Raw genomic sequence first — 26,833 nt, 5'->3', positions numbered from 1 at the left:
CTTCTAGCTGCGAACCTAAACCACTCGCTAGCGAATTGCAGCTGCTATTGATGATTGGATCAGCGTCTCATAAATATCAGCTTGGCCTGCTGGAATAAGCTGTCTGTGAATTTCGCGGCGTTTTGCACTGTCGAATAAGCGCTCCGCAACCCAGCCGGTTAAATAGAGTGAGGACAGGCAGCCACCCGCAGTGGCAATATTGCCACTGATAACCAGAGCGCAGTCTTCTACATCCACGCCCATGGCCACTAATGCGGGTTTGGCATCGGGATGAGTCGTTGCCGAGATATAGTCGAGTAAGCCTAATTTGGCAAAGAAGAATGACCCCGCGCAGATACTGCCAAGCAATTGCCGTGTGGGATCTAATTTAAGGGCAGACATAAACTCAGTATCTTCGAGCGCGGCTGGCACGCCTTTGTAGCCACTGCTAAATAATACTACGTCTGCATCAGTGACTTCGGCCACATGACCATCGGTTTTGACAACCATTCCTAAGCTTGATGTATGGCTTTGCTTGGTCCCGAGTACTTTCACATTCCAGTCTGTTTTTGTCCTGCCGAGGATGTCACGCATGAGGAAAAAATCGATATCGGTAAATTCATCAAATATCACAATTGAAATCTGGTACATATGCTTTCCTTTGGCTTGCATTGTGGATGACTTAAGGCTTGAATACGCTCAACCTTAAGCCTTGGGTCCTCAATATGAATAGAATCATGATTTTATTGGTTATCCATTTTTTATGAAAATTTGGTTAATCAAAATCTTAACCAGCACTAAACGATGGCAGTCGCTTGGCGAAAATAGCATGGGCATCAAAATCTTGGCTTTGCATTCTGGTTAATGTGTTGGTTAACACTTCATCGGCTGCATCTTCAATCCGCAGGATATTCTCTGCTGCGACATAGTCGCTAAACGCTGTGCAGACTTGTTCAAACAAAGCCGTTACATCGCCAAAGGCCGGATGACTGAACTGCGGATTAGGCAAGCCCCTGAGGTCACGAAGCTTTAGCAGCATTAACGCCGTCAAGGGTATGTATGATAGATGTCCATTGTGGAACTCAAAAAAACACTTTTTATCCCCGATGATCGCTTGTTCTACCTGATCATCGCAGAGGTTTTGCAGCATAGTGCTGATGAATTCGATATCCTGTGTATCCCAGTTATCTAAAAATGACGCATAGGGGAAAGGAGCAGTTTTTCGCAGTGTCACTTGCACTTCAGTGGTAAAAGGCGGCTCGATATGCCCCAGATAACGGCCATACAGCAGCACCAAAAAATCGCCAATAAAGCCATGGGAGCGAACAATCCAGCCCGAACGCCGCGCGGTTGCATCAGCGTGGTACAGCTCGTCCGCCTCGTTTTTAAGCCCAGCTAACAGCATCAGCACAAGCCGAAACACGCTGATTGTAGACCACATAGCGTTTGCTATCCCGCCAGTTTTTTCTATCGATGAGCAATATTTATAGTAATCAATGGCGGTTGCAAAATAACCGTAAGCGAGCGAGCGCATCAGCGGCGCCGCCTCAAGCCTGCCAGATTCTATATACGCAAGTTGCGCCACATCGGCCAAATAACATTCGGGTACGCCGAATTCGGCACCAAACAACTCCCACTGGCGAAAGTCCTCATCAAACTCGCGGTATGGCTTAATTCTCTCAAAACCTTCTGTTACCCCGCTGTCGATATAATCGGTCAGTAAATACTGGTCATATTCAAAGACGTTTTTGGCATAATCGCGCATATGTTTACGACTGCGACTGCGCTTATTGAGAAACTTGGCTAACATCTTGAGCATCCTTATTATTTAGGCTGCGGCAAGTTTACCGCAACGGCGCTAAATATGACTATCTGTAGCATTTTTGAAGCAAGCATTAAGCGACTCCGTTGTTGCGATGGTGAACACACATTCGCCAGCAAAGAACCTTACTAACATATGGTGTTATCAGTTTAATGCGCGACATTGTTCATTATTGAATATGCTGGGATGGGTGAGTAAACCGCACTCTCGCGTTGGCGACCATCGGAAAAAGGGTGAGCCCCCAAGGATGGGTTTACGGCGTGTCGCTAGAGCATTAGTGCTGTTTATGGCGATAAGCTCTCAAAAAGTACCTAGACTGCAAAAGCTCACAGAAAACAAGGTTTGTAGTGAACAATCTGGTGGTGAATTTTACTCATGGTTCCCCGTTTTCGCGGGGATGACAAAAGCAACGAGGCCCAGAATCATTTTCTGAGCCTCGTTGGTATCGTAAAACGTCGGTTAACGCTCAAAACTCTTTAGGCTAAAGCTTCAAGCTAACTTGAGTTTCAACCTTAGCCGCTATACGTTACTTGCGCATTTTAGAGAACGCTTAAAACACCATTTCGGGTACATGCTCAGGTACGATTAATTTGCCGGCGGTTTTGCTGACGATTTCTTCTACGCTGACGCCTGGGGCGCGCTCTAAAAGATGGAATGCGCCATCTTTGATTTCGATAAAGGCTAAATCTGTGACGACGCGTTTAATGCAGCCGTAACCAGTCAGCGGCAATTCGCATACGGGCAGTAGCTTAGAATTACCGTATTTATCGGCGTGCATCATAGTCACGATAATGTTTTCAGCGCCAGCGACTAAATCCATCGCACCGCCCATGCCTTTGATGAGTTTGCCTGGGATCATCCATGAGGCGATTGAGCCGTTCACATCGACTTCAAAGGCGCCAAGTACGGTTAAATCCACATGGCCGCCACGGATCATGGCAAAGCTTTCCGCCGAGGAGAAAAACGAGGCGCCTTTGACTGCGGTAACGGTTTGTTTACCCGCGTTGATTAAATCGGGATCTATGGTGTCTTCGGTAGGGAATTCGCCCATGCCGAGTAGGCCGTTTTCCGATTGCAACATCACTTCCATGCCGCTGGGAATATAGTTAGCGACCAGTGTTGGAATACCGATGCCGAGGTTGACGTAGTAGCCATCTTTTAATTCTTTGGCGACGCGCTGAGCCAGTTGTTCTCTTGATAATGCCATGATATCTATCCTTTCTATTTGGCTTTGACGCTTTGGTCTTCACTCTTAGGTTTTTACCCTTAGTTGTTTACTTTAGGGAGCTAAGTGCCAATTGCGTTAACTGTGTTTCAAGGTTTTGCCAGCGCCTTTTATTTCGCGGCTTTTACCGTTCGCTGCTCGATACGTTTCTCGAACGTGCCTTGAATAACGCGGTCAACATAGATGCCCGGCGTGTGGATATGATCTGGGTCTAGCTCGCCCGGCTCAACAATAAACTCGGCTTCAACCACAGTGATTTTGCCCGCGGTCGCCATCATAGGGTTAAAGTTGGCGGCGGTTTTACGGAACACTAAATTACCCATGGTATCGGCTTTCCATGCACGCACTAAGGCAAAATCTGCGGTCAGCGACTCTTCTAACACGTAATGGCGACCTTTGATTTCGCGGGTTTCTTTACCATCAGCGACTGGCGTGCCGTAGCCTGTAGCGGTGAAAAATGCCGGAATACCTGCGCCACCTGCGCGGATTTTTTCCGCCAGCGTGCCTTGGGGCGTTAAAATCACATTGAGTTCGCCAGAGAGCATTTGTTGCTCAAAGGTGGCATTTTCACCCACGTAAGAGGCGATCATAGTGGCGATTTGGCGATGTTTTAACAGTAAGCCAAGGCCGAAATCGTCAACGCCAGCGTTGTTTGATATCGCCGTTAAGCCGTTAACGCCCATCTTAACCATTTGATTGATTAAGCCTTCTGGAATGCCGCATAGGCCAAAGCCGCCGACCATAATGGTCATGTCGTTTGATAAGCCGTTTAACGCTTCTTCATAGCTGCTGACGACTTTATTGAGTCCTGCCATTGTGATGTCCTTTTATGCTGTATAAAACGCGCGGGAAATAACGCGCGTTTTCAATAACGGTTGTTGTCGTTAATTATTGTTGTTCTATTTTGCTAACAGGGCCGTGGCCACTTTCGAGCCGTTGTTGCGATTCAGCTGTGTGCTGATTGCTTGCCCTGCCAACGCTAGCTTGTTGAGATCGATACCTGTCTCTAATCCCATGCCGTGCAGCATATACACTAAGTCTTCGGTGGCAAGATTGCCCGATGCGCCTTTGGCATAGGGGCAGCCGCCAAGACCTGCAACCGAGGAGTCAAACACCCGCACACCTAAGTCTAAGCAGGCCAAAATGTTAGCTAATGCTTGGCCATAGGTGTCGTGAAAGTGTAGCGCCAGTTTCTCAATAGGCACTCGTTCACTCACAGTTTGCAGCATTCTACGGGCTTTTTGCGGCGTGCCTACACCGATAGTGTCACCGAGTGATATTTCGTAACAGCCCATTTTGTAAAGGATTTCAGACACGCGGGCCACTTCACTGACCGCTATCTCACCTTCGTAGGGGCAGCCGAGCACGCAGGACACATAGCCGCGCACCGGAATATTGTGCGCTTTTGCTAATTCCATCAAAGGGATAAAGCGCTCAATAGACTCTTCAATCGAGCAGTTGATATTGCGCTGACTAAAGCTTTGTGAGGCGGCGCCAAATATCGCTACTTCGGAAGCTTTTGCATCCAGTGCCAGTTCAAAGCCTTTGACGTTGGGCGTGAGCGCGCTATACACCACGCCGCTTTGACGCTGTATTTGCTTGAGCACATCGGCTGAATCGGCCATTTGTGGCACCCATTTAGGTGACACAAAACTGCCCGCTTCGATGCGCTTAAGTCCAGCACCTGCCAGCGATTCAATCAAGGCGATTTTAGCTGCCGTCGGTACGGCGACTTCGTTTTGCAGGCCGTCGCGCGCGCCCATCTCGAAGATACTGACTCTATCTTTGGCGTCCGCTGCTTGACTTAGATTGACTAAAGACATCTTAGGCTTCCTTGATCGCGGTTGGCTCGTCTGTCTCTAACGGCTCAACGTTAAGCAAGGTTGCGCCATCGGTCACCAGCTCGCCCGCCTTAAAGTAGAACTCACTGACTATGCCATCAAAGGGCGCTTCGATTGTGTATTCCATCTTCATGGCTTCCATCACTAGCAAACCTTGGCCTGCTTTCACTTGTGCGCCGACATCAACTAAATGGGTGACTACCGTACCGTTCATGGGCGCTTTTAACTTGTCAGCATTACTGGCTTGTTCTTCGACCACTAAAGTTTGCACTGCTTTGAAGTGGTAACTGCCAGAGGATAAAAACAGTGTAAAGTCATCACCTTGGGCACTTACTGGCACTTTACTCTTATGGCCGTTGATTTCGGCGAGCAGTAAGTCTTGTTTCAGCTCGCCATTTAGCAACCAATCTTGACCGTGCAGTGGCAGCTGATACATGCCGCCTAAATCGAGCATCACTAACTGTTGCAATTCATGGGCGTCATCAAGCAGGGCAATATTGTGTTGGCTACAACTGTTGAGTCTAAAGCCGCTCACTTGACCCCAAGGCGAGTAAGGATCGGCGCTGTTGACAGCTTGCGCTTTGGCGGCTTCTTTACGGGCAAGCACTTGATACAGCGCGGCAAAGGCAAGCGCAGTGTCGGCTTCGCTTGAAGCTGTGCCTATTAGGGTGTCACCATAACGGCCAATAAAGTCAGTGCTAAAGTCGGCATTGGCAAAGGCTGGGTGCTCGGCAATGTTCGCCAAAAACTCGATATTATGCTTAAGGCCGCTGATTTGGTACGACTCTAAGGCATGCACTAAACGCTGCAGGGCGCGCGGACGCGATTCATCCCAGACGATAAGCTTGGCAATCATAGGATCGTAGAAGTTACTGATCACATCATTTTCGCGAATGCCCGAATCGATACGGACAAACTTGCTTTGCTCGGGTTCACGCAAAAAGTTGAGCTTACCGCTGGCGGGTAAAAACTCATTTTGCGGATCTTCGGCGTAGATACGCACTTCAAAGGAATGGCCGTGAATACGCACTTCATCTTGCTTAAGGGGCAGTGGCTGACCGCTGGCGACCAGCAATTGCCATTTGACTAAATCTTGGCCTGTGACCATTTCGGTGACGGGATGCTCAACCTGTAGACGGGTGTTCATCTCCATGAAATAGAAGCTATTGTCCGTATCTAACAGAAACTCTACTGTCCCCGCGCCAACATAATCTATAGCTTTAGCTGCCGCGACGGCCGCATCACCCATTTGGGCGCGCAGTGCATCACTTAAACCCGGTGCCGGCGCCTCTTCGACCACTTTTTGGTGGCGACGTTGAATCGAGCAATCGCGATCCGATAAGTAAATCGCGTTGCCAAAAGTGTCGGCAAACACTTGCACTTCGACGTGGCGCGGCTGGCGTAAATAACGCTCCATCAATAACTTATCGTTACCAAAAGAAGAGGCCGCTTCACGGCGCGCCGAGTTAACGGCTTCCATGATTTCGCCTTCATTCTCGACGATACGCATGCCTTTACCGCCGCCGCCATAAGCCGCTTTAATCAGCATAGGGAAGCCGATTTTCAGTGCCTCCGCTTTTAAGGTCGCATCGGTTTGGTCATCGCCGTGATAACCCGGCACTAAGGGCACGTTTGCCGCAGTCATAATGGATTTGGCGGCGCTTTTGCTGCCCATGGCATCGATAGCATCACTGCCTGGTCCCACAAAGGCAATGCCTGCGGCTTCACATTTACGGGCAAAGTCGGCGTTTTCAGATAAGAAACCATAACCAGGGTGAATGGCTTGGGCGCCGGCTTTTTTGGCGATATCGATAATCAAATCGCCCTTTAAATAGGAGTCTGCTGGCGCACTGCCGCCTAAGTAGAAAGATTCGTCGGCCATGGCGACATGGCGCGCTTCTTTATCGGCATCGGAATATAGGGCAACGGTGCGAACACCCATGGCATGGGCGGTCTTGATGATGCGACAGGCGATTTCACCGCGGTTAGCAATCAATAGCTTGGTAAACATGTGCTTGGTTAACATCAAAGGGCTCCTTGGGTATCACTTGGCTTTTGCATTGGCGTAGGAGAGGGGGCGGAGTGCGCTTGTTGCCAGTTTGGCTGACGTTTCTCAAAAAAGGCATTTAAGCCTTCTTGGCCCTCGGTTGATACCCGAATGCGGGCGATACGCTCGCTAGTGTAATCAATGGTGTTTTGGTCTATCACGCCATCTTCAAGGCGTGATAATAAGGTTTTTACCCATGCCATGCCTTGCGGACTATTGGCAAGTAGCGCATCAATCATAGGCTTTGCGGCGGCGTCTAAGTCATCGCTTATCTCATGGACGACATTAAGTTTTAATGCAGTTTCTGCACTAAAACGCTCGGCGGTCAGCATGTAGCGGCGCGATGCGCGGTTACCCATAGCGCGGGCAACGTAAGGGCTAATCACCGCAGGAATTAATCCAAGTTTTACTTCGCTCAAACAAAAACTGGCGCGCGTTGTGGCGATAGCGATATCGCTGGCGCAAATCAGCCCCAGTGCGCCGCCAAAGGCTGCACCTTGCACTAATGCAATGGTGGGTTTTGGAAAGGTATCTAAATCCTGCATCAGTTTCGCTAAGGCTTTGGCATCCGTTAGGTTTTGCTCAAAATCCATTTGGGCTTGCTTGCGCATCCAATTGAGATCGGCGCCGGCGCTGAAGTTTTTGCCGTTCGCTTTAAGCACCAGCACTTGGCAATCCTTATGCTCAGCAAAATAGCCAAGGACGCTAATCATCTCGCTAATCATCACTTCATCGAAGGCGTTGTGTACTTCTGCACGGTTAAGGATTAACTCGGCAACGCCGTCATTGAGTGAGTAACTCACGTGCTGCAAGTTGCTTAATTCCTGTGGCGTTATTGGTAAATTTGTCATAACTGTTTCCCTATCTTATTGATTTGCTGTGTATACGTATGGTTTACATACGGAACACACCAAAACGGGTGTCTTCGATAGGGGCGTTTAACGCCGCTGATAGGGCAAGGCCGACCACATCGCGGGTTTGCGCTGGGTCAATAATGCCGTCATCCCATAAACGGGCGCTGGCATGATATGGATGACCTTCTTTATCGTACTGGGCGACAATCGGCGCTTTAAAGGCTTTTTCATCCTCTAACGACCATTCTTCACCTTTACGGGCTAAACCGTCGCGACGTACTGTGGCGAGTACGCCAGCCGCTTGCTCGCCGCCCATCACAGAGATACGGGCGTTAGGCCACATCCACATCATGGTCGGTTCGAACGCGCGGCCACACATGCCGTAGTTACCCGCGCCGTAGCTGCCGCCGATAATCACAGTAAATTTAGGTACATTGGCGCATGAAACTGCAGTCACCATCTTAGCGCCGTGTTTGGCTATGCCTTCGTGTTCGTACTTTTTACCCACCATAAAGCCGGTGATGTTTTGCAGGAACAGCAGCGGAATTTTGCGCTGACAGCATAGTTCAATAAAGTGTGCGCCTTTTTGCGCCGACTCAGAGAACAGAATGCCGTTGTTGGCGACAATGCCGACAGGATAGCCGTGAATTCGGGCAAAACCGCACACTAAGGTTGCGCCATAGTTGGCTTTAAATTCATCAAAATCAGAATCATCGACGATACGGGCGATCACTTCTTTGACATCAAAAGGCTTTTTCAAATCAGTGCCGACAATGCCGTACAGTTCGCTAATGTCGAACTTCGGCGGTTTGACTGGGCTCAGCAGTGATTTGATTTCTTTTTGATGATTCAGGCGTGATACCGCGCGGCGGGCAAGCTCCAGCGCGTGCTCATCGTTTTGCGCTAAATGGTCCGCCACGCCGGAAATTTTGGTGTGGACTTCGGCGCCGCCCAGTTCTTCTGCGCTAACTTCTTCGCCAGTGGCTGCTTTCACTAATGGTGGGCCTGCTAAGAAGATAGTGCCTTGATCTTTTACAATAATGGATTCATCCGCCATGGCAGGCACATAAGCGCCGCCCGCGGTACATAAGCCCATCACCACTGCAATTTGGGGGATACCCTTAGCGGACATTTGCGCTTGGTTGTAAAAGATGCGGCCGAAATGGTCGCGGTCTGGAAACACTTCATCTTGGCGGGGCAGGTTAGCGCCGCCCGAGTCGACTAAATAAATACAAGGCAAGTGACAACGGCTGGCAATATCTTGGGCACGAAGGTGTTTCTTGACGGTAATCGGGTAATAAGTGCCGCCTTTCACTGTGGCGTCGTTGGCGATGATCATGCACTCGACACCGCTCACACGGCCGATACCGGCAATAATACCCGCTGCGGGCACTTCCTCGTCGTAGACTTCAAACGCCGCGAATTGCGATAGCTCTAAAAAGGGTGAACCTGCATCGAGCAGCTTTTCAACCCGCTGACGTGGCAGCAATTTACCGCGGGATAGATGGCGCTCCAGCGCCACAGGGCCGCCGCCGAGTTCGATTGTATTGAGTTTAGTTTTAAGATCGGCCACTAGGGCGGCCATATCGTCGGATTTTGCTTTAAATTCATCGCTACGGGCGTTGATACGACTGCTTAATTGCGTCACTTTGATTGTCCTTATAAAGCGGAAACTCGGTATCACCTTGCTCGAATGGGTGGCGCAAACTGTAAATTACAGTGAGGTGCTACCCATTCACTTGTGAGAGATTATTTGAACTCGCGTTATTTCGACTCATTGAACAGTTCGCGACCAATCAGCATGCGGCGAATTTCTGAGGTGCCTGCGCCGATTTCATACAGCTTGGCATCACGAAGTAAGCGGCCGGTGGCGTATTCGTTCACATAACCATTGCCGCCCAGCAATTGGATTGCATCCAGTGCCATTTTGGTTGCGAGTTCTGCGCTATACAGAATGGCGCCTGCGGCATCTTTACGGGTGGTTTCACCGCGATCGCAGGATTTTGCTACGGCATACACGTAGGATTTGGCGGCATTCATGCCGGTGTACATATCGGCTAACTTGCCTTGTACCAGTTGGAATTCACCAATCGATTTACCAAATTGCTCACGCTCGTGGATGTAAGGTACAACGATATCCATACAAGCGTTCATGATCCCCAGCGGGCCGCCAGATAGCACGACGCGCTCGTAATCGAGGCCGCTCATCAGCACTTTAACGCCGTTGTTGAGGCCGCCTAAAATGTTTTCTTCTGGCACTTCCACATCTTCAAACACCAGTTCGCAGGTGTTAGAGCCGCGCATGCCGAGTTTGTCGAGCTTTTGCGCTTGGCTAAAACCTTTCGAATCACGTTCAACGATAAAGGCAGTAATACCGTGCGCGCCTTTGGTTAAGTCGGTTTTCGCGTAAATCACATAGGTGTGCGCATCGGGACCGTTAGTGATCCACATCTTGTTGCCGTTTAAGATGAATCGGTCGCCTTCTTTGCGGGCGTGTAGTTTCATTGAAACCACGTCAGAACCCGCGTTTGGCTCACTCATGGCGAGTGCGCCAATATGTTCACCACTCACCAGTTTTGGCAGATACTTGGCTTTTTGCGCGGCATTACCGTTACGGTTGATTTGATTGACACACAGGTTTGAGTGGGCGCCATAACTTAGACCGATAGAGGCCGATGCGCGGGAGATTTCTTCCATCGCCACGACGTGGGCAAGGTAGCCCATGTTCGCGCCGCCAAACTCTTCGGGTACGGTTACGCCGAGCAGTCCCATTCCTCCTAGCACAGGCCAAAGTTCATTGGGGAAGGCGTTGTCGTGATCCACTTTCGCGGCAATTGGAGCGATTTCATTCGCGGCAAAATCCTGCACTGCATCGCGCAGCATGTCGACGTCTTCGCCTAGACCAAAATTCAGACTTGTGTAGAGAGAGTTCATTGCTTGTGTCCTTTCAGATGTTCTAATTTCAGATTGTTATCGTTTTTATGATTTTTAGGTGCTTGAGTCTTTTCAATCTTGTACTTAAATCCGTAGTGTTATCGCCATCAAATTGATTTGATTTTGTGTCAACGGAGATTTAGGCTTTTGCCGTTTTGTTATCTTCTAAGGCTAAGCGGCATTGCTGCTCGGCGGAATTGAGTTCCATCAACACCACTTTAATGTCGTCCATTTGCTGTTGTAGAGCGGATTTCTTTTCTTCCACTAGCGCCAGCATGGTATTGAGCTGTGCGGTGCTGCTCTTGTCGGCATCGTATAATTCGAACAAGCGACGGGTTTCTGCTAAAGAAAAGCCCAAGCGTTTACCGCGAAGAATGAGCTTGAGGCGCACTCTGTCTTTGAGGCTATAAATACGGGTTTGGCCGCGGCGTTTAGGCTTAAGCAAACCTTGGTCTTCGTAAAAACGAATACTTCGAGTAGTGATATCAAACTCTTTTGAGAGATCACTGATCGAGTAAGTCGTTTGTGGTGTGTTCGTTGCGCTCATTCATGCACCCTAAATAATCAGTTTTAAGCAAGATATATGAAGTTTACGTAAAGGTAAAGATTTTGACTTTTATTCTGTTGCCATAAAAGTGTCAATCCCAATTGCCATCAGCCTGTGCGGCCAGATTAAAACGGGTGCTTTAAATTAGTGTTCTCACATAAAACCACAAATCTTTTCTGGTTATAGGCTAACGTCTAATAGTGGGCTGGATGCCCCCCTGTTAATAATGGCTGTTGGAAGGGGTAGTTATTGCGGCTGACGATTTTAGCCGCAGTCCTGATTGGAGGACATATGTTGACCGAACAGCAAAATGCATCTGTAGCGCAAGCCGCAAATCAAAAACAGAACCAACAAAAACATCAAGCGTTGCACCAAGCATCCTTGCTTAATAAAGCCGAATTCTGGGGAGAAGCGGCGAAGACGCTCGATTGGATTAAACCTGCGCACACTGTGCTCGATGAGTCGCAGGCACCGTTTTATCACTGGTTCGCCGATGGTGAGATGAACACTTGTTATAACGCCGTTGATCGCCATGTGTTGGCCGGACGCGGTGATCAAGTGGCTATCCAATATGTGAGCCCAGTGACAGACACTGAATACGGCATTAGCTACGCGGAGTTACAGGCTCAAGTGAGCCGACTCGCGGGCTTTATGCAATCTATTGGGATAGAGAAGGGCGACCGTGTGGTGATTTATATGCCTATGGTGCCGGAAACCGCTTTCGCTATGCTGGCCTGTGCTCGCATAGGTGCGATTCATTCTGTGGTTTTTGGTGGTTTTGCCGCCAATGAACTCGCGACTCGGATTAATGATGCTAAGCCTAAATTGGTACTGTCGGCATCCTGCGGAATTGAGCCTTCGGGCGTCATTCCTTATAAGCCTTTGTTAGATAAAGCATTGGAACATGCTGTTCATCAGGTGGAGCATTGCCTGATTTTAAATCGCAGCCAGTATCAAGCCGATTTGCAGGAGGGCCGTGACTTAGATTGGCAAGCCGCATTAGCGACTGCACCTAAGGCCGATTGTGTTTCTCTTAAGGCCACAGATCCCTTGTATGTGCTTTATACCTCAGGCACCACGGGTCAGCCTAAAGGTGTGGTGCGCGATAATGGCGGCCATGCAGTGGCTCTGGCTTGGTCGATGCAACATATTTACGATATTCAAGCGGGCGATGTGTTTTGGGCCGCGTCTGATGTGGGCTGGGTTGTGGGTCATTCTTACATTGTGTACGGACCGCTGCTGGTGGGCGCTACAACCTTAATGTATGAAGGCAAACCTGTCGGTACGCCCGATCCCGGCGCTTTTTGGCGCACGATTGCTAAATATAAAGTTAAAAGTTTTTTCACCGCGCCGACGGCCATTCGCGCAATCAAGCGTGAAGATCCTGACGGTGAGTATCTACAAGGTGTTGATTTAGCTTGTCTTAAAAATGTGTTTTTGGCAGGTGAACGTTGCGATCCAGACACTTTAGTTTGGGCACACACTAAACTCGCTAAACCTGTTATCGATCACTGGTGGCAAACCGAAACGGGTTGGCCAGTCGCGGCAAATTTGATGGGCACAGCGCCCGTCGCCATTAAGCCGGGTTCACCCGCTTTACCTGTGCCAGGCTATGCGGTTGAAGTGGTGGATGAATTGGGAGAACAAGTTGCGCCCAATACCTCGGGGAATGTGGTGATCAAGCTGCCTTTGCCGCCAGGAACCTTAACGACACTGTGGCAAAATGATCAACGCTATCAAGACAGTTACTTGTCTATGTATCCAGGTTATTACTTAACTGGAGATGCGGGTTATACCGATGAGGATGGTTATCTCTACATTATGAGTCGTATTGATGACATCATAAATGTGGCGGGGCACAGGTTATCGACCGGACGTTTTGAAGAAGTCTTGTGTCAACATCCTGATGTGGCCGAAGCGGCTGTGATTGGTGTGGATGATCAGCTTAAAGGTCAGGTGCCTTTAGGATTAGTGGTACTGAAAAAGGGCGTGACGATCAGTGATGAAGAGCTGCATAAACAGCTTATTACCTTAGTTCGTCAAGAGATTGGTCCCGTCGCTTCCTTTAGGTTAGTCAGTGCGATTCAAAAATTGCCTAAAACGCGCTCTGGGAAGATTTTACGCGGTACTATGCGAAAAATTGCCGATAATCAGCAATATACCGCACCAGCGACCATAGAAGATCCACAGACCTTAGAGCTAGTGCGCACCGCGCTCACTCGCATGGGTTATGCCGATGCCTTAATCTAAGCTTGCGTTTAGTGAATGGGGATTTCATGTAGGAAATTCCCATTCTAAAAAAATCGCTTGCTGTTGCGAATTGAAACAAATATCCCCGCTCAATTTGAGCAATAGTCCTTTATGATTTGCTATTCTTGCCGCGTATTTATTGAATGTTTTTGCTACTTAATTGCATTATTTTGAGTTGTTTATATGCGGGAATTGAGCATTAGCAATTGTTTAATTGATCCATTCAACTAAAACCACCACTAGAAGCAATGTGTATCTATGGAGATTTTAGATACACTTCACTGACGACTTTGTATTCTCACCGGCTTAGGGACGACCCTAAACATGCCTTAATTTGGTAGGGGACGACCCCTAATTAGGAGTTCACTATGAGTTGGTTCTTATTAGTCCTTGCGGGTTTATTCGAAATTGGTTGGGCCATAGGGCTTAAATATACCGAAGGTTTTACACGTTTGTGGCCAAGTATCTTTACAGTGGCGTCGATGGCCGTGAGTGTGTTGCTACTAGGACTCGCGGTTAAGCAACTGCCTATCGGTACGGCTTACGGCGTGTGGGTCGGCATTGGCGCTATGGGCACCGCTATCGCGGGAATTATCCTGTTAGGAGAAGGAGTTAGCTTACTTAAGATTGCCAGTTTGATACTGATATTACTGGGCGTTTTAGGGCTTAAACTCGCAAACTAAGTTGTCGATAAACGTGCCAATACAAGTATCACTTGGGCTAAGTCCTAACTAACCCGTTTCGCAATACGGGATTGGCAATCTCACTGTAATCGAGATTGCCAATCGTATGCATCGCCTTTTCTCTCTGGTAATTAAGTTACAAAGATCGGTATAATTACCCCTCAAAATTGGTTAGCTCTAACCTCTGTGACCCGTGGGAATTATATAATGCAAAACCACAGCAATCTTAATGATATCGGCGTAATTGGCCTTGGCGTTATGGGTAAAAACCTAGCGCTAAACATCGCGGATAACCAATATCACGTCAGCGCATTTGACCTCGATCCTGTTAAAGTTAATGGTGTTATACAGCAAGAAAAACAGGAACGCGCTGGACTCGAACCTCGCATTCTTGGCTGTGCTAATCTTACCGAAATGTTAGCCAGTCTCACAAAACCCCGCATTCTTGTGCTTTCTGTTCCCGCGGGCGCACCCGTCGATGGTGTCTGTAGTGCTTTGATTTCTGCCGGAATTGAGTCCGATGATATCGTTATCGATACCGGTAACAGCCTATGGACTGACACTGTTGAGCGTGAAGCGCGCTACAAAGGTCAGTTTGTATTTTTCAGCTCTGCGGTTTCGGGCGGTGAAGTCGGTGCGCGTTTCGGTCCATCACTTATGCCAAGCGGCGATATCGATGCATGGCATCACGTGGCACCTATTTGGAAAGCTATTGCCGCTAAGGTTGATTCAAGTACAGGTTTACCCATAGAGCGCTTCGAACCGGGTAATCCAGTGACAGAAGGCGAGCCATGCACGACTTATATTGGTCCTGCGGGTTCTGGCCATTACGTGAAGATGGTGCATAACGGTATTGAATACGCAGATATGCAGTTGATTTGCGAAGCCTATCAAATGCTGCATGACGGTTTAGGCATGAGCGCTGCAGAAGTGGGCGATGTGTTTGAACGCTGGAACAAAGGTAGCTTAAACAGCTATTTGATGGGGATCAGTGCCGAAGTCTTAAAACAGGCCGATCCATTAACGGGTAAACCGTTGGTGGAAATGATCTTAGATAAAGCGGGCCAAAAAGGCACGGGTTTGTGGACGGCCGTAAGCAGTTTACAAATTGGTTGTCCGGCACCGACGATTGCTGAAGCTGTATATGCTCGCGCCGTAAGTACCCAAAAATCCTTACGTTTACAACTTAGCCAGAAATTGGCTGGGCCAAATGCACCTGCTATCGATGAGGCGCAAAAAGCGCAGTTGATTGAAGCCCTTGAAAGTGCGTTATATTGCGCGAAAGTGTGTTGTTACGCGCAAGGCTTCCAGTTGATGGCAATGACGGCCCATGAGCAAAAATGGCAGTTAAACTTTGCTGAAATTGCAAAAATTTGGCGTGCGGGTTGTATTATTCGCGCGACGTTCTTGCAATCAATCACTCAAGCCTATGAAGACAATGCCGAGCTTAGCAATCTGTTGATGGCCGACAGTTTCGCGTCAGCCTTATCTGAAAAGCAAGGCCTATGGCGCACTGCGGTAGCGACAGCGGTAATGCAAGGCATTCCAGCGCCGTGTATTAGCTCAGCACTGGCGTATTACGACAGTTATCGCTGCGAAACATTACCTGCGAACTTGCTCCAAGGTCAGCGTGACTTTTTCGGCTCTCATACCTTTGAGCGTATCGATACGCCAGCTGGCGAGAAATATCACTTAGATTGGAGCGCCAAAGAGCGCACCTTAGCTAAGGTTTAATCTAAGGTTCTGCCTGCTAACAAAATGAAAAACGCCCCTTGATAAGGAGCGTTTTTGTTTATGGGCGATGATTATATAACGGCTTATGAATTTTTGACTTCAATTCATTTTAAGTCACTAAGCTAAATCTTAAGCTTGAATTCCTAAGCATTCAGCTCAGATGAAAAGGCGATCAGCTTTTGCCAGAGTGCTTGGGCGACAGGGCCCAAAGGCGAGTGGGGTTTTCTCATCACATAGTAATCGAGTTGAATGTTGTTTTGTCTTTCGCGTAGATCCAAAGCAATCAATGCACCTTGTTTGAGTGAATCTTCAATCATATAGTGCGGCAGTTTGCCCCAGCCCATGCCACTTTGAATAAGCATTTTCTTGGTATAAAAATCATTAACATACCAACGTCGTTGCCCCGCTTGTACCCCAAACTCAATATTCGCAGTACCTGAGCCCGTATCTTGGATCACGATTTGATATTCGTTAACGAGCTCTCGTGCGTAGTTCAGTGTCGGATGACGCTCAAGCATGCGCGGCGCGGCAACATCGAGCAGGCTACCGGAAAATAGATAGGCTAATTCTAAATGGCTCGAACGTATGGGCTCAATTCCGCCAGCAGAGATGATGATTTCAGCTTTATCTTGATTCAACGCTTCGAGTGCACCAGTTAAAAATTCTTGTTTGAGAATAATTTGGGTATAGGGGAACTCATTTTGAGTCAGTTCTAAAATCGGTAGAATTCGAGCGAGATTGAAAGAAGCTTCAAAAGCTAAGGTGATACTCGCTTCGTTGCCTTTGGCTAAATGTTTCGCGACTTGCTTCATTTCCTGCGCTTCATTCAGCACCCGCTGGGTATGTTGCAGCAGTTTTCGGCCTTGCTCTGTGATGGCGAGTCGATAACCTTCACGGTTAAATAAGATGAGATCGAGTTGAGATTCTAACTGTTTGATACTTTGACTAATGGCGGGTTGGGTTTTATGTAGCTTGTCACTGGCGGCTTTGAGTGAGCCCGCCTCAGCCACGGTTTTAAACATCAGCAGTTGGTCTAAGGTCACTGGGATTGCTCGCAAGTCATAAATTATTAGTTTATGAGATATTAGATTTTATTCCATATTTATTTATCTTTTATCGGCTCATAATCTACTCCATTCTCGCTCGTCGTCTGCGCATTTATGCCCAAGACTGACGGCAATATTAAGATCAATGGGGTGTGTGCGATGCGATTTTCAAACTTATGTGGTGCTAAGGGCTCAAGTATCAATGGCTTAGTTGCTGAGGCCGATTCGCAGAAGCTGTTCCTTTGTGCCAATACACTCAATCGCGCCGCCGCAACCGTTACACTGGCGATGAGCATAGTGTTTTTTATCTCGGGATTTGCCAAGTTATTTGGCGTGCCTATGTTCCATGTTCCGTTTACTTTGATGAATCTTCCCACAGGGTTTGGCTATTTTATTGGTTTGATGGAAGTGATTGGCGCCCTTGGATTGTGTCTACGTGACTACCGAGTGTTATCGGCGAGCGGTTTGCTGGCGATTATGATGGGGGCGATTTATTTCCACTTTAACTATGAAGCGGCTATTAATGCACTGCCTGCATTGAGTTTATCGGCTGGACTCTTTCTAGTTATCAAACTGGATGAAATTATTGAGCGTTTAGTGCAATTTCAGCGGCAGTTGGCGCTGAGTCGCTCCGCATTTTAAGTGATAAAAATAGAGTCTGAAGTCAGTCGTACCGATATAAGTTAATCAACAAGAGAAAGCCATGATGCAAGTTAAAGCGAGTCGTATGCCTGTGCTATTTGTGCCCCACGGTGGTGGCCCAATGCCTTTGCTAAATGATGCCAATCATAAAGAGTTGCGTGCTTTTTTAACCTCAGTGACCGCGCCCATTGAAACCCCTAAGGCGATTGTGCTGATCACCGCCCATTGGGAAGAATCTGTGGTGACCTTGTCGAGTAGCCCTAAGCCCGGTATTTTATATGACTACTATGGTTTTCCACCCGAAGCGTATCAGCTGACGTATCCTGCATCGGGTGAGCCAGAATTAGCGGCACAGATTGCGAATATGCTCGCGGATAAAGGTATCGCCGCCCGCTTAGACAGCGAACGCGCATTTGATCACGGTACCTTTGTACCACTTAAGTTGATGTATCCCGAGGCGAATATTCCCGTAGTACAAATGTCGTTAGTCCACTGTCTCGATCCTGAAACCCATATAGCGATTGGCGAAGCCTTAGCGCCGCTGCGGGATCAAGGGGTATTGATTGTGGGCTCAGGGATGTCGTTTCACAATATGCGGGCGTTTTTTTCAAGCGATCCCACGGTCCAAAGTCGCAGCGCAGAGTTTGACTATTGGCTGACGCAAACATTAACCGCAAGCGTGAACACTGCCGAGGCCAAAACAGCATTGATTCACTGGCAAGCCGCCCCTGAAGCGCGGTTTAGTCATCCGCGGGAAGAACATTTATTGCCTCTGCATGTGTGTTTCGGCGCTGGTCACAGTGATTCATCCCAAGCGCTACGTAACTTTAACGGCATTTTGCTAAATACTCTGATCTCAGGCTATATCTGGCAATAATCTGGCAATAATCTGGCAATAATCTGATGTTGGATTACTGTCGTCGAACATGGCAGTAAACCTAAGGCTAAGCATATTCAGCCAATAAAAAAGGTTCGTATCCTCGACAGATACGAACCTTTGTTGTATTCAGGATTAAGCTGTGTGCTTGTAGCGACTAGTTGCATTAGCCTAGCGGCTTTACTCTTATGCGGTAAACACTAAACCCACGCTAAACAAAGTACTGAAAATCATGGTTAACTTAGCCGTGCGGCCGAGTAACGGATTTAACGCTTCACCAGACACCGCATAGAAATCGCTGCTGAGTTTACGGGCGATAAGCAGTGATAAGCCCGCGAGTAATACTGGTAACCCGGGTAAAATCCCCAGTAGAAAGCCTGCAATCACTAAGCCGAAGGGCAGGTAAATCAGCGCTTGATACAACACTTTTGATTGTGCTTCGCCGATACGTACTGCCAATGTGTGTTTGCCCGCTTGGGTGTCGGTACGAATATCGCGGGTGTTATTCACCAGCATGATCGCCGCATTGAACAGCCCAATGGCGCAGCCTAATAACCAAGCATTGATTGTTGTATCACCCGCCTGCAGATAATAACTCCCCACGACGGCGACCAATCCAAAAAAGATAAAGGCCGCGACTTCACCCAGCCCATGGGACGCGAGGGGATAGGGGCCACCACTGTAACCGAGTGCACCTAAAATGGCGGCCGCGGCGAGAATCGCGATAGGCCAGCCTCCGTGCCAAATTAAATAGGAACCCACAGCAAGTGCCATTAATAGGCAAAATATCATGGCATTGCGGACGCTCGTTGGTGGAATTAAACCACTTTGCGTCACGCGAACGGGTCCTAAGCGTTCGGCCGTGTCTATGCCGTTTTTAAAGTCAAAATAGTCGTTAGCGAGATTGACGGCAATTTGTAATAACACAGCGCACAGCATAGAAGTGGCAGCGATTAACCAGCTGTAACTCTCAAGATGCAGGGCGAGAATATTGCCTATCAATAGGGGACCTATGGCCGCGGGTAGCGTACGGGGTCTTATAGCTAAAATCCAAGGATTCATGGCGTCCAGTCGTTATTGGTAAATGGGAATGGTATCGAGCAAGGGCTCAATTAGCGCATAGCATAACAAGATTTAACACGAAAGTGAGCACTATCTAATAAACGCATTTAACAGAGTTTGAATTGGCGCACATATGTTCACTGATGTAGACGGAGATTTGTCGTCAAGCTCAAAGAAAATCAAAAAAGTCTGTGTTTCTATAGCGGATGTTGTTGGAGACGCTGCGCCGCCCAAGGCATAGGCGTACCGCAAAATCCTATGTTCAACTGGAAATACCACAGGTGCTAGTCGCCTTATGCGGGTTGTTTTTGAGCTATCATTGGCTGCGTTTTGCCGCTACTGTTATGCCGATAAGGATATATTTGGATGCGTTTCGATAATAAGGTGGCGTTAGTCACTGGGGCGGGAGCAGGGCTAGGTCGAGCCTATGCCATCATGTTAGCTGAGCGGGGCGCGAAAGTGGTGCTCGTTGATCAGCCGTTATCGTCATCCGAGTCTATTTCTACCGATAGCGCTCAAACAATGCCGGCCAACTTAGCATTGATGCAAACCTACTGCAGCATTATTAAACTCGGCGGTGACAGTCTCTACTTTGTGCTTGATGTTAGCCAGCGGGATGAAGTAAACCGCATGGTCGAAGAAGTGATCTTACGTTGGCATCGCATTGATATCTTGATTAATAACGCGGGGGTCTACGGTGCTTGTCCGTTCGAGCACATTAAGCTTGAGCAGTGGCAACGGCAATTGGATGTCGATCTCAATGGCAGTTTTTATCTGACGCAAGCCGTTTGGCCCTATATGCAACAACAGGATTATGGCCGGATCATGATGACGACGGGAGCTTCGGCCCTATTTGGTGATTTGCATCAAGTCGGTTTCAGCGCGAGTAAGATGGCGCTGGTGGGCATGGTGAATTGCTTATCGATAGAAGGAGAAATTCATAATATTCGCGTCAATAGTTTATGCCCGCAGGCCGTCACAGCGATGACCGCCAAACATTTAGCGAGTGCGATTCAGCCGTTATTTTCCTTTGAGTCATTAACCGCCACAACGGCTTTTTTGGTGAGTGAACAGGCGCCCAATGGTCAACACTTACTCGCAGGTGCGGGCAGTGTCAGCCATGGCATGTTTGTCGAGTTTCAGCCTATGTATTTTAATGAGGGGCTTTTTACGCCTGATAATCTCGCGCAGCAGTGGCCCCAGCTATACCAATCCTTTCCTGTGACTTTGCACTCCAGTGGTGAGGATAAAGTCTTGTCTTGGTCTCAGTTAAGCGCGCTAGAACACCATATTAAAATTGATTGATTTGATTGTGAAAAATCGATAGAAGACTGGTCAGCTTAAGGCGAACTGAGTTACCCTTTAGCATTAATGGCTAATTATGCAGTAGGATCCCATGAGTCAGGTATTAGACGATCTTTTATCATTACTTTCCCTTGAGCAAATTGAAATCGGCCTCTTTCGTGGTCAGAGCCAAGATCTGGGATTTGGGCATGTGTTTGGTGGTCAAGTGATGGGGCAAGCGCTGAGCGCCGCTAAACAAACCGTCCCCGCTGAGCGTAAGGTCCACTCATTACACTCTTACTTTTTACGTGCCGGTGACGAGAAGTTGCCGATTGTGTATGAAGTCGAAAATATGCGAGATGGCGGCAGTTTTAGTGCCCGCCGCGTGAGTGCAATTCAAAAAGGTCGACCGATTTTCCACATGACCTGTTCCTTCCAAGAACCTGAAGAAGGATTTAGTCATCAAGCGATGATGCCGCAAGTACCTGGACCTGAGGGTTTATTGAATCAGCAGGAATTAGCACTAACGATGCGAGATAAAGTGCCGCCGAGCATACTCGAAAAGTTTATGGCCGATGCGCCCATTGAGATGCGACTGGTTAATCCATTACATCCCTTTGCGCCCAAAGAAACTGAGCCGTACCGTCATGTGTGGATGAGGGCCAATGGTCCCATGCCAAATGACGCCCATATTCATGAATATTTACTCGCCTATGCCTCGGACTTTAACTTTCTCGTGACAGCGGCTCAGCCCCACGGCGTGTCGTTTTTAAGTCCTGGAGTGCGCATGGCGACGATAGATCATGCTATGTGGTTCCATCGCCCGATTAATATGGGAGAGTGGTTGCTTTACAGTATTGATAGCCCCAATGCCAGCGGTGGCAGAGGTTACGTCAGAGGGCAGTTTTTTAATCAACAAGGTGAATTAGTGGCTTCTTCTACCCAAGAAGGCCTGATCCGCATGGTAAAAGGACGTTAATATGTATCTGAAAATAAAGTCGTTTGTATTGTTATCGCTCATGGCAATTCTACTTAATGGCTGCGTGACGGTGAAACCTGAACCCCCGATTATCATCAATGGCGCAGCGGGTTATTTAGAGAAAATTCCCTTGCCTCAAGGTTGCCAAATCACCATTGCAATCATTGATTTGAGTACCCCGGGTATTATCGTCGCACAGAAAACCTTTAATATCGCCAGAGCGCCAGTGCCGTTTAAATTTACGCTGCCTGCAAAATCGATCGATAAGAGTATCCAATATGGCGTAGTGGCGATGATCAAGTTCCAAGACCAAGTGATCTTCCAAACCTATGACAGGTTCCCTGTCGTCAATAATGATAAGTTCACGACAGAAGTGTTAATGAAGGCGGTCATGGCGAATTAATCACTCCTAATTATTGCCTGCGCATCATTTTTGTATTGCTGAAGATGTAGCCCTTTCAATTTATATTGCAAGGGCTTTTTTTGGTTAATATTCGGGTATTCATGCTGTAAATGTAAAATCAAATATGATTTTGCTTTACACAGAGCTAAGAATATTAATGCATAAGTTAGTCTCTATTTATAAGGAGTGCCATTTTGTAAAAATGGCATTCCTACTGATTTTGTTTAAATATGGTTAAAGGGAGATTTAATTTGTGTTTAGTTTTATTTTCGTAAATGTTTATTTTGTAACGGATGTTTTTTACGAGTAATAATATTTTTACGGTCACTCGTTCTGTTTTTTGTGCGCACTATCTTGGTGCTCTAACATTTAAAGTTTAGAATTAAGGTGCTGATTTAAAATAACTAATCAGATTTTTGACTTTTGTTTATGAGCTTTAATTTACCTGCTATTCAACCTGCGAAACAATCTATTTCTCTTTTTTAAGATAAATAGAAGCTGATATACGATTTACTGAATAACGTTCTGTTAACTTGATGTTTTAATTTGTATCTTTGCGTGTTACAAATTGTCGCGATAAAACTCAGTGATCATCATCACAGTAAATTGAATGGTTATTCATAAAAAATGTCAGTTACAGGTGACGTTCTTGGTTGTTGCAGTGTGTTCATGCCACCAACCTGAGTTTTATAAATCATACAACTTATAAGAATTAGGGAAGTCACAATGAAAACTAAAATAGCACTAGCAGTGTCTATGGCGCTGCTATCGTCGGCGGCAAATGCGCAAACCGTTTTATCACCTACGGGTGAAACCTTGCAGTTAGATATTCCAAGTGAACTACAAGCCACATCATTACGCGGTAATGCTGCCGGGGCTGAAGTTAAGTTTGTACCAGAAGCGGATTTAGGCGAGGGTGAATTTACTTATATCGTTCGTTTACGCGACAGTTCAGTCGCTAATTATCAAGGAACGACTCCTGGCTTTAAAGCGACGAGCTCACAGAGAGTGCAGACAAGTGGCACTTCAAAAGTCGCGGTGAATGGCAAACTTGATGCTTCAAGACCTGAAGTCAAAAGCTATGTTAGCTATTTAAAAGTCAAACAAAACCGATTTCTAGCTAACGCAAGTGCGGCTATTGGCACCAATCTGCAGCCATTAACGACCTATCAGTATGCGTTAAACGGTATGGCGGTTCGCATGACTCAAGCTCAAGCGAAGAAAATGGCTGAGTTACCTGAGGTTGCGTTTGTTGAGCGCGAGCGCATGGAACAAATGGAAACCGACGTCAGCCAAGCGCTTATCGGTTCTCCAAATGTATGGGATGGCAGTGCAACGGGCACGAAAGCCATGGGTGAAGGCGTGATCGTCGGTATTATCGACTCAGGCATTAACTCTGACCATGCTTCATTTGCGGATGTTGGCCAAGATGGTTATGACCACACTAACCCATTAGGTCAAGGCATCTATATTGGTGACTGTAAAACTGATTTCGCCAGCATGTGTAACGACAAACTGATCGGTGTCCGTAGCTATCCAGAAATCACCAATAACTTTGATGACGTAAAAGTGTATGGTGACACCCCGCCGGCAAAAAATGGTGAGGATTACGGCGGACACGGTTCGCACGTTGCCAGTACAGCAGCGGGTAACATTTTAGTGAATGTCCCTTATGTGCAAGGTGAAACGGGTAAGTTAGAAGGTGATGGTATTGCGACGGGTCTTGAATTTGCGCAAATCTCAGGTGTTGCACCACATGCAAACATCATAGCTTATCAAATCTGTAATCCGGGTAATGCGGGCGACACTTATTCTGGCTGCCCGACCGCACCTATTTTAAAAGCGTTAGACGATGCAATCAAAGATGGCGTCGATGTGATTAACTTTTCAATCAGCGGTGGTGGAAATCCGTGGAATAGTGCAACAGAGCAAGGTTTCTTAGCTGCACGTAATGCGGGTATTTTTGCTGCCGTTGCTGCGGGTAACACACGTGCCGCGACAAATACTAGCCCTGCTATTAATCAAACACCTTACTCAACGCCTAAAAATGCGCCTTGGTATACTTCGGTTGCTAACTCGACCCACAATCGCGACATAGTTCGCGCCGTTGAATTTAATGGTAAAAACTACCACTACACTGCTGGCTCTGGCCCGGTTCAAACTGAAGTGCTCAAAGGTGTACCTGTTTATGCTGGCACAATCGATGCCGCTAATTTTGAAGCCTGTAAACCATTCGCTGCGGATGCTTTTAAAGACAAGATCGCGGTTTTAAGACGCGGTGGTTGTTCATTCGATATTAAAGTCGCTGCGGCGATGAAAGCTGGCGCTAAGGGTGTGATTGTTTTCAATAGAGATGGTGAAAATAATGCGCGTCTGACCATGTCTGGGCTAGATAAATTGGATATTCCAGCAGTATTTATTGGCGATATCGATGGCTTAGAACTGATTGCTGCTATGGCGGCAAATCCAGCGCTTGAAATCACGCTGTCTCCAACCCCTAAAGTCATCAGTAAAGAAGCGGATGTTTTATCAGCCAGCTCATTGATTGGACCTAACCTGACTAACGATGTACTGGTGCCTTATGTTGCTGCACCGGGTAGTGATATCTATGCTGCTTATTCAGATCAACAATTCGGCCATGATAAGGCGGGGACTGATCCTGCTGATTTCACGTTGATGTCAGGTACTTCGATGGCGAGTCCTCACGTTGCCGGTGCTGGCGCGTTACTTAAATCACTGCATAAGGATTGGACCCCAGATAACATTCGTTCTGCGCTAATGATGACAGCAACGACAGCCCAAGCGATGAAAAAGGCTGATGGCAAAACTGTTGCAGATCCGTTTGACGTAGGCGCAGGCCGTATTCGTGTGGATTTAGCGGCTAAATCTGGCTTAGTGATGGATGAAAGTGCCTTAAACTACGAGATTGCTAACCCTACAACAGGTGGCGATCCACGTAAGTTAAACATTCCAAGCATGGCTGATTCACGTTGTATCGATACTTGTACTTGGACACGTACTGTCACTGCAACGGCTGACGGTAGCTGGACAGCAAAAGGTGTTTCCGCAACCGATAAGTTCGCGTTAACTGTGACGCCAGAAAGCTTCAACCTGAAAAAAGGTGAGAGCCAAACTATCACAGTGACAGCGGATGTGACTGACGTAGGTGCAAGTTGGGGCTTTGGTAACTTAGTATTAGCTTCGGAAGCCTTCCCAACGGCTAACATGCCGATCGTTGCTAAGATTGCTAAACGCGACTTACCTGCGGTTGTTAATGTTTCAGCCTCACGTGATGCCGATGAGCGCAATTTGGCTCACTTGAAAGCAATTGATCTACCGGGTGTTGCGGCGACAGTGACTGAACTTAAGTTAAGTGCTACTTATGAATCAAGTGTGAAACAGGATTCAAATACCGATAGTGCATTTGATGATTTAGCCGATGGCGTAAAAGTATTTAGCTTTAACGTTGAAGACAAAGCGTTATATTTCAATGCATCAATCGGTAATACCACGTCTCCTGACTTAGACATGTTTGTGATACTCGATAAGAAAGATGGTAGTAAGCTTTCTATCGCGGCATCTTCTGCGTTTGGTGGTTCAAAAGAAAGTGTGTCTATTAAGGACCCAGTGAAAGGTGAGTATATTGTCGTGATACAAAACTATCAGGCATCTGCAGCCGATGCGGATGATGCTTTTAGTTTGAAACAAGTGACCTTATACGATGAAGCGGGTGATAACTTAACGGCAAATCTTACCGGTGATCATAAAGATTTCAATGTCAACTTAGCGTGGAAACAAGCGATGTTAGTGGGCGATGCTGGCTTGGCTATGCTGACTCTGACCACTACTGATGACAAAGTCGCACCGGTTAAAATTCCGGTTATATTTGAGCGCGTCAGTGATGATGTTTTACCGCCTCTAGGTAGCACTGTTTCTGGCGAGTTAACGCCAGGCGCCGCTAAAATGATGAAGACCCGTGTCGAAGCGAACAAAACGCAAGAAACCCGCGTTTACACCTTAGAAGCGTTATTACCAGAAGGTCATGAAGTGGCTAATATCAGCCATCAAGGTACGCAAGTGGGCAATAAGATCACTTGGACTATCGAGATGGCCTCTGGTGCCGCGGCGCAAGATGTGACGTTTGACTTAGTGCCACGTAAGGCAAGCCAAGACAACCTTGTGACTTTGACCAACAAAGTGAACAACGACTCGGCTGAAGTCTTGAAGCAAGAATATCAATTTGATGTTCCAGAAGTAGCGCCAGTGGCAGTGATTGAAGCACCGGTGTCTGTTCAAGAAGGTAAACCACTGTTTATCGATGCGAGCAAGTCATCCGATGCCAACAATGATCCATTAACCTACAAATGGACTCAGTTAGGCGGCGCGAGCTTTAACTTCGACGCTAATGCAGCCAAGCTTAATCTAGTGGCGCCAGAAGTGAGTGGTACAGCTCAAACAGTGTCATTCCAACTTACTGTAGCGGACAACCATGGCAACAAAGATTCAAGTGTCGTGTCTGTGTCTGTGACTGAAACACCAGCTAAGAAAGATGATGGTGGTTCATTAGGTTGGTTAAGCTTGTTATTGCTACCATTTGCCTTTGGTCGTCGTAAACAAGGCTAAT

General features: G+C 47.5%; 21 protein-coding genes. 9 read left to right on the top strand and 12 right to left on the bottom strand.

Going from position 1 to position 26,833, the window contains the following annotated elements; translation table 11 throughout:
* Nucleotides 1-27: 27 nt before the first annotated feature.
* From AC5YB3_RS03895 to AC5YB3_RS03850, 10 genes are all read right to left on the bottom strand, one after another.
* Complete coding sequence (locus tag AC5YB3_RS03895; RefSeq protein WP_494526596.1) at nucleotides 28-630, bottom strand: DJ-1/PfpI family protein; 603 nt, start codon at nucleotides 628-630, stop codon at nucleotides 28-30.
* Between the two features lie 136 nt (nucleotides 631-766).
* Nucleotides 767-1,789, bottom strand: coding sequence for a hypothetical protein (locus AC5YB3_RS03890; RefSeq protein WP_432360565.1), 1,023 nt, complete (start codon nucleotides 1,787-1,789; stop codon nucleotides 767-769).
* Between the two features lie 562 nt (nucleotides 1,790-2,351).
* A complete protein-coding gene (locus AC5YB3_RS03885; protein ID WP_006082325.1) occupies nucleotides 2,352-3,008 on the bottom strand; it encodes a 3-oxoacid CoA-transferase subunit B in 657 nt (218 codons plus the stop codon).
* Between the two features lie 128 nt (nucleotides 3,009-3,136).
* Entirely contained in the window at nucleotides 3,137-3,841 is a 705-nt protein-coding gene (locus AC5YB3_RS03880) for a CoA transferase subunit A (RefSeq protein ID WP_006082324.1), read from the bottom strand.
* 84 nt (nucleotides 3,842-3,925) lie between these two features.
* On the bottom strand, nucleotides 3,926-4,849 hold the full coding sequence (locus AC5YB3_RS03875; RefSeq protein WP_494526595.1) for a hydroxymethylglutaryl-CoA lyase: 924 nt from the start codon (nucleotides 4,847-4,849) through the stop codon (nucleotides 3,926-3,928).
* A 1-nt stretch (nucleotide 4,850) separates the two neighbouring features.
* Nucleotides 4,851-6,893, bottom strand: a complete 2,043-nt coding sequence (locus AC5YB3_RS03870; RefSeq protein ID WP_494526594.1) for an acetyl/propionyl/methylcrotonyl-CoA carboxylase subunit alpha — start codon at nucleotides 6,891-6,893, stop codon at nucleotides 4,851-4,853.
* Nucleotides 6,893-7,765 carry an enoyl-CoA hydratase-related protein gene (locus AC5YB3_RS03865; protein ID WP_263173671.1) on the bottom strand — a complete coding sequence of 291 codons (873 nt, stop codon included), beginning with the start codon at nucleotides 7,763-7,765 and terminating at the stop codon, nucleotides 6,893-6,895. The genes AC5YB3_RS03870 and AC5YB3_RS03865 overlap by 1 nt, the downstream gene beginning before the upstream one ends.
* A 43-nt stretch (nucleotides 7,766-7,808) precedes the next feature.
* On the bottom strand, nucleotides 7,809-9,416 hold the full coding sequence (locus tag AC5YB3_RS03860; RefSeq protein ID WP_494526593.1) for a carboxyl transferase domain-containing protein: 1,608 nt from the start codon (nucleotides 9,414-9,416) through the stop codon (nucleotides 7,809-7,811).
* Between the two features lie 116 nt (nucleotides 9,417-9,532).
* The gene (locus AC5YB3_RS03855; RefSeq protein WP_012089637.1) at nucleotides 9,533-10,702 is read right to left on the bottom strand and encodes an isovaleryl-CoA dehydrogenase; all 1,170 of its coding nucleotides are present in this window, start codon (nucleotides 10,700-10,702) and stop codon (nucleotides 9,533-9,535) included.
* A gap of 139 nt (nucleotides 10,703-10,841) precedes the next feature.
* Nucleotides 10,842-11,249, bottom strand: coding sequence for a MerR family transcriptional regulator (locus AC5YB3_RS03850; RefSeq protein WP_006085528.1), 408 nt, complete (start codon nucleotides 11,247-11,249; stop codon nucleotides 10,842-10,844).
* A 291-nt stretch (nucleotides 11,250-11,540) separates the two neighbouring features.
* Between AC5YB3_RS03850 and AC5YB3_RS03845 the strand changes: the two genes are divergently transcribed.
* The 3 genes from AC5YB3_RS03845 (at nucleotide 11,541) to gnd (ending at nucleotide 15,916) form a co-directional block, all read left to right on the top strand.
* Entirely contained in the window at nucleotides 11,541-13,499 is a 1,959-nt protein-coding gene (locus tag AC5YB3_RS03845; RefSeq protein WP_006082317.1) for a propionyl-CoA synthetase, read from the top strand.
* A 368-nt stretch (nucleotides 13,500-13,867) separates the two neighbouring features.
* A complete protein-coding gene (gene sugE / locus AC5YB3_RS03840) occupies nucleotides 13,868-14,182 on the top strand; it encodes a quaternary ammonium compound efflux SMR transporter SugE (RefSeq protein WP_011847232.1) in 315 nt (104 codons plus the stop codon).
* Between the two features lie 207 nt (nucleotides 14,183-14,389).
* Nucleotides 14,390-15,916, top strand: a complete 1,527-nt coding sequence (gene gnd / locus AC5YB3_RS03835; RefSeq protein ID WP_268650486.1) for an NADP-dependent phosphogluconate dehydrogenase — start codon at nucleotides 14,390-14,392, stop codon at nucleotides 15,914-15,916.
* A gap of 143 nt (nucleotides 15,917-16,059) precedes the next feature.
* On the opposite strand, the gene AC5YB3_RS03830 is transcribed toward gnd, so the two are convergent.
* On the bottom strand, nucleotides 16,060-16,959 hold the full coding sequence (locus tag AC5YB3_RS03830; protein WP_432333512.1) for a LysR family transcriptional regulator: 900 nt from the start codon (nucleotides 16,957-16,959) through the stop codon (nucleotides 16,060-16,062).
* 162 nt (nucleotides 16,960-17,121) lie between these two features.
* Here AC5YB3_RS03830 and AC5YB3_RS03825 point away from each other — a divergent pair, with 162 nt between their 5' ends.
* Together AC5YB3_RS03825 and AC5YB3_RS03820 are read left to right on the top strand one after the other, a co-directional pair.
* Nucleotides 17,122-17,604: a DoxX family protein gene (locus AC5YB3_RS03825; RefSeq protein ID WP_226060286.1), complete on the top strand. Its 483-nt coding sequence runs from the start codon at nucleotides 17,122-17,124 to the stop codon at nucleotides 17,602-17,604.
* A 61-nt stretch (nucleotides 17,605-17,665) separates the two neighbouring features.
* Entirely contained in the window at nucleotides 17,666-18,481 is an 816-nt protein-coding gene (locus tag AC5YB3_RS03820; protein ID WP_494526592.1) for a DODA-type extradiol aromatic ring-opening family dioxygenase, read from the top strand.
* A gap of 186 nt (nucleotides 18,482-18,667) precedes the next feature.
* Here the strand turns inward: AC5YB3_RS03820 and AC5YB3_RS03815 are convergent, their stop codons facing one another.
* On the bottom strand, nucleotides 18,668-19,543 hold the full coding sequence (locus AC5YB3_RS03815; RefSeq protein WP_006082311.1) for a 1,4-dihydroxy-2-naphthoate polyprenyltransferase: 876 nt from the start codon (nucleotides 19,541-19,543) through the stop codon (nucleotides 18,668-18,670).
* Between the two features lie 366 nt (nucleotides 19,544-19,909).
* Here AC5YB3_RS03815 and AC5YB3_RS03810 point away from each other — a divergent pair, with 366 nt between their 5' ends.
* The 4 genes from AC5YB3_RS03810 (at nucleotide 19,910) to AC5YB3_RS03795 (ending at nucleotide 26,832) form a co-directional block, all read left to right on the top strand.
* Nucleotides 19,910-20,848, top strand: coding sequence for an SDR family NAD(P)-dependent oxidoreductase (locus AC5YB3_RS03810; RefSeq protein WP_494526591.1), 939 nt, complete (start codon nucleotides 19,910-19,912; stop codon nucleotides 20,846-20,848).
* 91 nt (nucleotides 20,849-20,939) lie between these two features.
* Nucleotides 20,940-21,806, top strand: coding sequence for an acyl-CoA thioesterase II (tesB, locus tag AC5YB3_RS03805; protein ID WP_006085518.1), 867 nt, complete (start codon nucleotides 20,940-20,942; stop codon nucleotides 21,804-21,806).
* Nucleotide 21,807: 1 nt separating this feature from the next.
* The gene (locus tag AC5YB3_RS03800) at nucleotides 21,808-22,209 is read left to right on the top strand and encodes a YbaY family lipoprotein (RefSeq protein ID WP_494526590.1); all 402 of its coding nucleotides are present in this window, start codon (nucleotides 21,808-21,810) and stop codon (nucleotides 22,207-22,209) included.
* Between the two features lie 726 nt (nucleotides 22,210-22,935).
* Nucleotides 22,936-26,832 carry a S8 family serine peptidase gene (locus AC5YB3_RS03795; protein ID WP_494526589.1) on the top strand — a complete coding sequence of 1,299 codons (3,897 nt, stop codon included), beginning with the start codon at nucleotides 22,936-22,938 and terminating at the stop codon, nucleotides 26,830-26,832.
* The last annotated feature ends 1 nt before the right edge of the window (nucleotide 26,833 follow it).

The sequence above is a fragment of the Shewanella sp. 1311 genome, assembly GCF_059338235.1.
This window is presented reverse-complemented; position numbering and strand designations above follow the sequence as displayed.